The 9,002-nt window shown below is 68.3% G+C and carries 5 protein-coding genes; 1 reads left to right on the top strand and 4 read right to left on the bottom strand.

Features of this window, described 5'->3' with window-relative positions:
• Positions 1 to 211: 211 nt before the first annotated feature.
• On the bottom strand, positions 212 to 493 hold the full coding sequence (locus tag H7U20_RS13125) for a hypothetical protein (RefSeq protein WP_199759601.1): 282 nt from the start codon (positions 491 to 493) through the stop codon (positions 212 to 214).
• 636 nt (positions 494 to 1,129) lie between these two features.
• Between H7U20_RS13125 and H7U20_RS13120 the strand changes: the two genes are divergently transcribed.
• On the top strand, positions 1,130 to 1,876 hold the full coding sequence (locus tag H7U20_RS13120) for a helix-turn-helix transcriptional regulator (protein ID WP_199759600.1): 747 nt from the start codon (positions 1,130 to 1,132) through the stop codon (positions 1,874 to 1,876).
• Here the strand turns inward: H7U20_RS13120 and fabF are convergent.
• From fabF to H7U20_RS13105, 3 genes are all read right to left on the bottom strand, one after another.
• The gene (gene fabF, locus H7U20_RS13115) at positions 1,862 to 3,190 is read right to left on the bottom strand and encodes a beta-ketoacyl-ACP synthase II (RefSeq protein ID WP_199759599.1); all 1,329 of its coding nucleotides are present in this window, start codon (positions 3,188 to 3,190) and stop codon (positions 1,862 to 1,864) included. The genes H7U20_RS13120 and fabF overlap by 15 nt on opposite strands.
• 88 nt (positions 3,191 to 3,278) lie before the next feature.
• Positions 3,279 to 4,496 carry an MFS transporter gene (locus tag H7U20_RS13110; protein WP_199759598.1) on the bottom strand — a complete coding sequence of 406 codons (1,218 nt, stop codon included), beginning with the start codon at positions 4,494 to 4,496 and terminating at the stop codon, positions 3,279 to 3,281.
• 57 nt (positions 4,497 to 4,553) lie between these two features.
• On the bottom strand, positions 4,554 to 9,002 hold a 4,449-nt coding region (locus H7U20_RS13105), incomplete at its 5' end, for a non-ribosomal peptide synthetase (protein WP_199759597.1).

Below are 9,002 nucleotides of genomic sequence, written 5' to 3'. Positions count from 1 at the left end.
AGGGCGAACTTCGCCCGGCGCACCGCTGACGCTCAGACAGGCCGCCTTCGAGGGAGAGGTCCGCCAGCGATTAGGGTTTATGAAACATTCAGGTTAAGGGCCCCTCGAAAAACCGTCATTCCCGCGCAGGCGGGAATCTATACCCCGCATGTCCATTGGCTCAGCATGGGTTCCCGCCTACGCGGCGGTCCGCCGATGGAGAACGACGAATTCAGCTTATTCGACGCGCCTTTAATTGAACGCCTTCGAATTGTAGCCAGCAGTCGATGAAGCGCTCCAGGCGCGGTGTGCTGCTGTAGCCATCCCTTGTCCGCTCGCGCTCCTTGGCCGGTTGCGGCTCGGCGTCAGGGTTGCCGATGTCGGGAGCTGCCGTCGTTGACTTTGGGCACCCGGGGATATCTTTCAGCACATCGAATAAGCCAGGGCGAAATATGTCGATGACATTGGTCTTTTGGGGACGCTCCGTCCATGGCTTGGGATCGTCCGTGCTCAAGTCCAAGCAGACGTTGGCCGTCCAGCTTTCAATCGGACCTTTTTTCGTTCCCGCAGGACTTTATTGTCCATGCGGCTTGGCATTTTTGATGGTAAGCGTACAAGCGCGCCATGATATAGATCAACATAAATCAACTTCGTCGACCTAAAACCGAATTGCTTTCTGCAAGCAAGCGGTGCAAATTTGCTGCGGCGCACTATCGATCGTGACACCGATTTCGGCTGCAAAACTCAGGTGGAATGACACCTCCTCGCCGGCGTATTTTTTCCACTCTGACCGGCGATTTCGAGACAATTCTACGCGCCTCCAGTGCCACTGCGGTGTCGCGCCATTTGCTTAGTAAATGAAAGCTATCTGCGGACATATTTCTATTGCCGCGCAGACCCACGAAGGCGATTTCATCGCCTGCCACGGCAATCGCGCGGTGGCTATTGGATTGCAAATTCGACAAATATAAAACTGTAGGAAACCACAGGTAGGCAGGCCCGAATTTTGCCGATCGGCGTGTGTTTGCGGCAGGATTTTGCGATACCATACGCAGGCCTGTCACAGGCCCCCCAACCCCGCTGCCTGTGACGCTATTCAAGTAAAAGCGCCGGCACAATTGTGCTGTGCAGCATCGGCAAAAGGAGTTCTATGATTGCTAGTAACGCCCAAAAAACGCGTGTTCCGGCAGCTAGATGGCAACGCGGTGTGATTGAAGATTTGGCAGGCACCCGTACCCCGGACGAGATATTCGAAGTGATGTTGAGCGAGGCCGGCGATTTGGGTTTTGAATATTGCGCGTATGGCTTGCAAAGCCGGCTGCCGATGTCGAATCCCAAGGTATTTACCGTCAATAACTACCCGAGTTCCTGGCAACGCCGCTATGTGGAACAATCGTACATCCGCGTCGATCCCACGGTGAGCCGGGCCATCCGTTCCTTGCAGCCGATCTTGTGGTCGGACGAACTGTTTGTCGAGAGTCCCCAGTTCTGGGAGGATGCCCAAGCCCACGGCCTGCGCCATGGCTGGGCGCAATCGTCCTGCGACGCCAGCGGCCAGGTGGGCTTGCTGTCTTTGGCGCGCGGCCACAAGGCTTTGACGGAACGGGAAATCGACGCGGTCTCGGTGCGCGCCGCCTGGCTGGCCAATGTCGTGCACGAGCGCATTTCCGAAGCCATCGCTTTGCCCGCCCGGGACGGACCCAAGGTCCATTTGACCGAGCGCGAGGCGGAGGTTTTGCGTTGGTGCGCGGACGGCAAGACCTCGGCCGACATCAGTGAAATCCTGAATATCACCGAGCGCACGGTGACATTCCACATCAGTAATTCCCTGCTCAAATTGGGCGCGCTGAACAAGACGGCGGGGGTGATCAAGGCCCTCGTGTTACGCCTGCTGTAGTCCGGCCGCGTCCGGCGGCGCGGTGAAAATCAGGGCCGCGTTGGTGCCGCCAAAACCGAAGGAGTTCGACAGCGCATAGCGTATCGGTCGGGCGCGCGCGACGTTGGCGACCAGGTCGATCCCCTCGCACTCGACGGCCGGCTGTTCGAGGTTCAGCGTGGGCGGCGCGACCTGGTCGCGCAGGGCCAGCACGGTGATGATGGCTTCGACGCTGCCGGAGGCGCCGAGCAGGTGGCCCATGGCCGACTTGGTCGAGGAGACCGACAGGCCGCCGTTGAGGTGCGCGCCGAACACCTGGCGCAGGGCGGCGATTTCCGCCAGGTCGCCGGCCGGGGTCGAGGTGGCGTGGGCGTTGATGTAGTCGATCGCCTCGGGTGCCAGGCGGGCGCGCCGCAGAGCCGCCTGCATGGCCCGCGCCGCGCCGTTGCCGTCCTCCGGCGGCGCCACGGCATGGTAGGCGTCGCCCGACATGCCATAGCCGATGATTTCGGCGTAGATCCTGGCGCCGCGCGCCCGCGCGTGCTCGTATTCCTCCAACACCATGACGCCGCTGCCTTCGCCCATGACAAAGCCGTCGCGCGCGCGGTCCCAAGGCCGCGAGGCGCGCGCCGGTTCGTCGTTGAACGCGGTCGACAGCGCGCGCGCGGCGCAAAAACCGGCCACGCCCAGCTCGCAGATGGTGCCCTCGGTGCCGCCGGCGACCATCACGTCGGCGTCGTCGAGCGCGATCATGCGCGCGGCGTCGCCGATGGCGTGGGCGCCGGAGGCGCAGGCGGTGACGGTGGCGTGGGTGGGACCGCGCAACTGGTGTTGAATGGCGATGTGGCCCGCCGCCAGATTGATCAGGTTGGACGGGATGAAGAACGGCGACAGGCGCCGCTGGCCGCCATTCTCCAGCCCCCTGGCGGCGGCCTCGATGCCGGGCAGGCCGCCGATGCCGGCGCCGATCATGACGCCGCTGCGCTCCTGCTCGGCGACCTCGGCGGGCGCCCAGTCGGCGTCGCGCAGGGCCTCGCTCGCCGCCGCGATCGCGTAGACGATGAAGGGGTCCATTTTTTTCAGTTCCTTGCGCTCGACCCAGTCCTCGGCCCGGAAACCGCCGTCCTGGCCGGCAGCCGGCAACTGCCCGGCGATGCGCGCCGGCAGGTGGGCGGCGGAAAAACGGTCGATCGGGCGGATGCCGCTGTGGCCGGCCAGCAGCCGTTGCCAGGTCGGCGCGGCGCCCACCGCGAGCGGGGTGAGCATGCCCAGCCCGGTGACGACGACGCGGCGCAGGCCTAGCGGATGGGGTAGAACGTAGGAGGACGAGGACATCGTGTTCCTTTCGGGGCTGGGGGGCAAAGCCGGAATGTAGCAGCAATCACCCCCTGCCATTACTGTTAAAACTTACAGGGCGCGCGAGCTACTTCGCCGCCTCCGGCAGGGCCTGGCGCTGGCGGTCGAACAGCATGCACGCCACGCCGGCCAGCAGCACCAGCGCCGCCACCACGATGGGCAGCAGCGTGCCGAGCGGCTGCAAGGCGGCCGTGATCAAGGGCGCCACGCCCCAGGCCAGGGCGTTGATCGAGGAGGTCAGGCCCATCAGCTGGCCCTGGCGTTCCAGCAGCGTGCGGTTGGAGGCGATGCTGAGCAGGCAGACATAGGTGGTGGAGACGGCGACCGCCAGCGGCCCGGTCAGCAGCCACAGGGCGGCTGGCGTGGCGCCGACGGCGGCCGCCGCCACCAGCGCCGGCTGGCAGCCCAGGCTGACCAGCAGGATGCGTTCGAGGCCGAATCGGCGCGTCAGCCACGGCACGATGAACAGCATCGAAATGGCGAAGCAAGCCGAGTAGTAAGCCAGCAGCAGCGCCTGGTCCCAGGCGTCGAAGCCATAGCGCAGCAGGGCGAACGCGGCCATATAGTTGAAATACATGTAGTAGCCGACCAGAAATAGCGCCAGCAGCACCAGCGATTGGCGCAGCTCGGGACGGCGCAGGGTGGCCCACAGGCTGCGCCAGGCGCCGCCGTCGGCGCCGCCGGACAGCGCGCGCGAGTCGGCATGGAACAGCAGCACCAGCACGGCGCTGGCGGCCGGCAGCAGCGCGGCCCACAGATAGGGTTGCCACAGCGCCGCGCCTTGCTGATACATGATGCCGCCCAGCAGCGGCCCGACCACGAAGCCGATGCCGTTGGCGGCGGTGATCAGGCTGAGGTTGGCGGCCTTGGTCTCGGCCGTGCTGAGGTCGATGATCGCCGCCTGCGCCACCGGCAGGCTGGCGGCGGTGATGCCGGCCAGCGCCCGGCCGCAGCAGATCAGCGGCAGGCTGCCCAGCCACACGCCGCAGGCGGTCAGGCACATGCCGCCGGCGTTGCCGGCCAGGCACAGCATGAGTATCGGTTTTCTTCCCTTGCGGTCGGACAGCTCGCCCAGCCATGGCGAGCCCAGGCACATCATCAATGGATAGATCGCCAGCAGCAGTCCGTACACGGCGAAGCGGAAGGCCGGGCCGCTGCTGCTGTCGAACACCGGCGAGGCGTCGCCCAGCAGCAGCGGGGTGAGGGTGGGGTAGACGATGCCGATGCCGGCGGCATCGGCAAAGATGGTGCTGAACAGGGCCAGATAAACCAGTTTGGATTTCATGGTGAGCAATCAAGTCGGCCGGGGGACGCGATCTGCAGGCGGCCCCGGCCGGGAAGGTTAATCGGATGGCCGGCCCAGGCGGCGCAGGCTGTCGACCGCAAAGGCCAGCAGGTCGTCGGCGTTGCGCACCGCGCTCAGCTCCAGCTGCGCCAGTTCGCGCAGGAACTCGCCGTTGGCGACTTGCCGGCGGGCGGCCGGCGCCTCGTCTTGCCGGCCCAGGTCGGCATACAGCGGCAGCAAACGGAAGAATGGATCCGTCTCCTCGGTCTCCTGCCTGCTGCGCTCGACCCAGTGCGCGGCCGGCGTCGGCCGCATGTCGCGCCGCATGCCGGCGGCCACCGCGTTGAACGGCAGCGCCCCCAGGTTGAGGTTGCGCACGCCCGAGGCGGCGGCCAGCTTGCCGCGCCTGACCACATAGCGCGCCACCAGTGCCGTCGGCAGCAGCGTGACCGGCATCGCCAGGTCGGGATAGGCCTCAAGCTGCAGGCACTTGATGGCCAGCGCGACAAAGTGGTTTTGCGTGTACAGCCGGCTGTCGCGGTCGTCGCACAGCAGCGGCAGGCGGTACACCGTGGCCGGATAGCCGAGCGCGATCGCCTGTGTTACTTGCAGTTCCGCCATCAGCTTGGACTGTTCGTAGCCGGATTGTATCGCCTCCAGGCTGCTGGCCGCCAGCGGCGCCTCCGGCAAGTCGTTCAGCTCGGTGAACTGGGTCGACATGTGGTGGACGTGGCCGACGCCGGCCTGCGCCGCGAACGCCAGCACGTTGCGGGTGGCGATCACATTGCCGTCGCGCATGGAGCTGTAATCGGCCGCATGGTTGACGTGCGCCGCCGCGTGGATCACCTGGCTGACGCGGGCGAGGCAGTCGGCGTAGTCGGCCTCGGACAGGCCCAGCGCCGGCAGCGTCAGGTCGGCCCGCAGCACCGCCAGCCGTTGCACCGGCAGCTCGGCGTCGAACAGGCTGCGGTAGCGTGTCGCCAGGCGCGCCAGGCCCTCGTCGCCGCGCAGCGGCAGCACGATGCGCGCCGTGCTCTCGGCCAGCAGGGCGTGCAGCAGGTGCATGCCGAGGTGGCCGCTGGCGCCGGTCAGCATCACCGAGTCGCCGTGGCCGGCCGGGGCGGCGCTGAAGGCCGGCAGGTCGGCCATGCGGTCGAGGTCGGCCTGGTAGGCCGGTAGCACGCCGGCTTGGGCGCCGACCGGGGCATCGAGCGGGGCGCCGGCGTCGATCAGCCCGTTGATGGTCGGCTTGCCGACGAAGCGGCCGAAATTGACGCGCAGGCCCAGCGTGCGCTCGACCGCCAACACCATGCGGGTCAGCACCAGCGAGTCGCCGCCGAGCTGGAAGAAATTCTCGTCGAGGCCGACCTGCTCGACGTCGAGCAGTTCCTGCCAGAGCGCGCGCAGGCCTTGTTGCAGCGGCGTCAGCGGCGTCGCGGCCGACGGCGCGGCCGGCAAGCGTTGCCCGCGCTCCTGTTCCAGCCGCTCGCCGAGCAGCGCGCCGAGCGCCGCGCGGTCGACCTTGCCGCTGCTGTTGAGCGGAAACGCGTCGAGGCGGAACAGTTGCGACGGCAGCATGTACTCGGGCAGCCGCCGGCGCAGTTTGTGCTGCAGCGCGCCAGCCGGCTCCTCGGCGGCGATCACGGCGGCGATGATTTGGCGTGTCGCCGCGCCGGGCGGGCCGACCTCCAGCACCAGCGCGCAGGCGTGCCGCACGCCGTCCTGCGCCAGCAGCGCGTGTTCGATCTCGCCCAGCTCGATCAACTGGCCGCGCAGCTTGACGCGGAAATCGTTGCGGCCGATGTAATCGAGCTCGCCGTCGGGGCTCCAGCGGACGATGTCGCCGGTGCGGTAGACGCGCCGTTGCGCCGACTGCAGCGGGTTGCCGTGGAAGGGATCGGGCTGGCGCACCGTGCCGATGTAGCCGCGCGCCACGCCGCTGTCGCCCAGATACAGCTCGCCGGCCACGCCGGCGGGCACCGGCCGGCCCAGCCGGTCCAGCACCCAGCAGCGCACGCCGGGGCAGGGCTTGCCGATCAGCGCGCCCGCTCCGCGCGGAATCTCGCGGCAGGCATGGAAGGTGGCGTAGATGGTCACCTCGGTCGGGCCGTACAGGTTGTGCAGCAGCGCCGCCGTGCCGGAGCGCAGCCATTGTTCGACCACCGGCCGCATCAGCGCCTCGCCGACCGAAATGATGTGGCGCAGGCTGGCGCAGGCGGCCAGGTCGGCGACCAGCAGGTTGAGCAGCGACGGCACGGTGCTCATCATCGTCACGCCGTGGGCGCGGCAGGTGGCGGCGTGGGCGCTGCCGGCATGGCCGTCCTGCAGCAGGACCACGGTGCCGCCGCAGATCAGCGGCAGGCAATACTCCGGCACCGAAATGTCGAAGGTCAGCACGGTGCCCTGCAAAAATTTGTCGCCGGGGCCGAAGCCGAAGTAGTCCGCCATCCAAGCCAGGCGTTCGCTCAGGCCGGCATGTTCGACCAGCACGCCCTTGGGCATGCCGGTGCTGCCGGAGGTGTACAGCACATAGGCCAGCCGGCCGGCGTGGTCGGCGTAGGGGCTGTTCGGCTCCAGCCGCGCGGTCGGCGGCGGCGTCGGCGTTTGCCGCGTGCGCACCGTCAGCGAGCCGTCCAGGACCAGTTCGAGCATGCCCAGTCCCGCCTCGGCCCGCAGCAGCGCCAGCAGCTCCTCGCCGGGGCCGGCGCTGCCGGTCAGCACCAGCGCGCAACGCGCCGTCTTCAGCATGTACAGCGAGCGCTCTGCTGGATGCTGCAGATCCAGCGCCACATAGGCGGCGCCGCACTGCCACAGCGCGAGGATGGCGATCACCGACTCCGGACAGGCGGCGCGCGGCAGCAGCAGGCCGACGGTGTGTTCGTCGCCGATGCCCAGCGCGCTCAGACGGCCGGCCAACTGTCGCACATGGTCGCGCAGCTGGGCGTAGCTGAGGCGGCGGTCGCCCCATTCGAGCGCCACCGCTTCCGGCGTGCGCTCGGCTTGCAGCAGGAATTGCTGGTGCACCGGCAGCGCCCGTGGCGCCGGCAGCGCGTCGTTGGCCGCCGGCGCCGCCAGCGGTCCGGCGCCGGCCAGCAAGCAGGCCTGCTCCGCCGCCGACAGCATCGACAGTTGCGCCACGGCGCCGCCGGCGCCGGCCGCCAGTTGCTCCAGCAGCGCGGCGTAGTGCGCCGCCATCCGCGTCATGCTGTCGCGGCCGAAGGCGCGGCAGCGGAACTTGAGCAGCATGTCCCAGTGGCCCTGGTACTGCGTGATCCACAGGCTCAGGTCGAACTGCGCCAGTTGCTGGGGAATGCTCAGCGGCGTCAGCTTGGCCGCGCCGGCCTCCAGATGCATTTCCGCCGCGTCGAAGAAATTGAAATAGCTTTGCAGCGGATCGTGGCCTTGCGCGGCCGCCTTGAGGCGCTCGTCGCGCACCAGATGGGCGAGTGGAACGTCCTGGTGGTCGAGCAGTTCGAACAGCGCCGTCGAGACGCTATTTTCCAGCGTCGCGCCGTCGCCGCTCTCGTCGATGTCCATGACCAGCGGCAGCACGTTGACGAAGTGGCCCACCGTGTGGCGCCAGCGCTGCTGGGTGCGGCCGTTGAACGCCAGCCCGGTCACCACGCGTTGCTGGCCCGAGTAGCGCGCCAGCAGCAGCAACCAGGCCGTCAGGCAGACGCTGGCGCGGCGGTTGGCCGGCAGCGCGTGCAGCGCGCGGGCGGCGCCCGGCGTCAGCGCCGCCGTCACGCTGTCGCCTTCGGCCGGCGGCGGCGTGGCGGCGCGCTCGTAGGGCAGCTCGAGACGCAGCAGGCTGCCGTCCTCGGTCAGCAGGAGGGGCGCGATATGCGCGACGGCGCGGGTCACCGCTTCGGCGCCGAGTTGGCGCTGGCTGGCGACGAAGTCGCGGTATTGCGCCACTTCGGCGACGGCGCCGGGCGGCGCCAGTCCGCACAAGGCGGCGGCCAGTTGCTGGCCGACGTAAAACATCGCGCTGGCATCCATCAGCACATGGTTGGAGCTCAGCAGCAGGTAGGCGGCGCCGCCGTCGCTGCGCAGCACCGTCACCCTGGTCGCGAAGCTCTGGCGCAGCGACGGCGGCGCCGCCAGCACGCGCGCCACGTGGGCCAGCGCGGCCGCTTCGTCCGCCACCACATGCTGCTGCGGGCCGGCCGTCGCCAGCACGGCCGCGACGTCGTGCACCACGTAGCCGGGACCGGCTTCCTCGTCGTCACCGTCGATGGTGGCGCGCAGCATTTCGTGCGCGCCGATCAGCGCGTGCCAGCGCGCTTGCAGCGCCGCCAGGTCAAGGCTGGCGCCGTCGATGCGCCAGCCGATCGCGCATTGATAGGCGTTGCCGGCATCCTGGCGCTGCTGCTCGTACCAGAGCGAGAACTGGCCGGGCGACATGGGGATGCGCACCGAGGTGGCGGCCGGCGTCAGGCCCGGCAGGCGTTGCCGCAGTTCGCCGAGCGTGCCGCCGGCCAGCAGCAGCGCGACAGGAATGCT

The organism is Rugamonas violacea, from assembly GCF_016461825.1.
Classification (GTDB): Bacteria; Pseudomonadota; Gammaproteobacteria; order Burkholderiales; family Burkholderiaceae_D; genus Rugamonas.
Note: the sequence above shows the minus strand (reverse complement) of the source record. Positions and strands in the feature narration are given on the sequence as shown.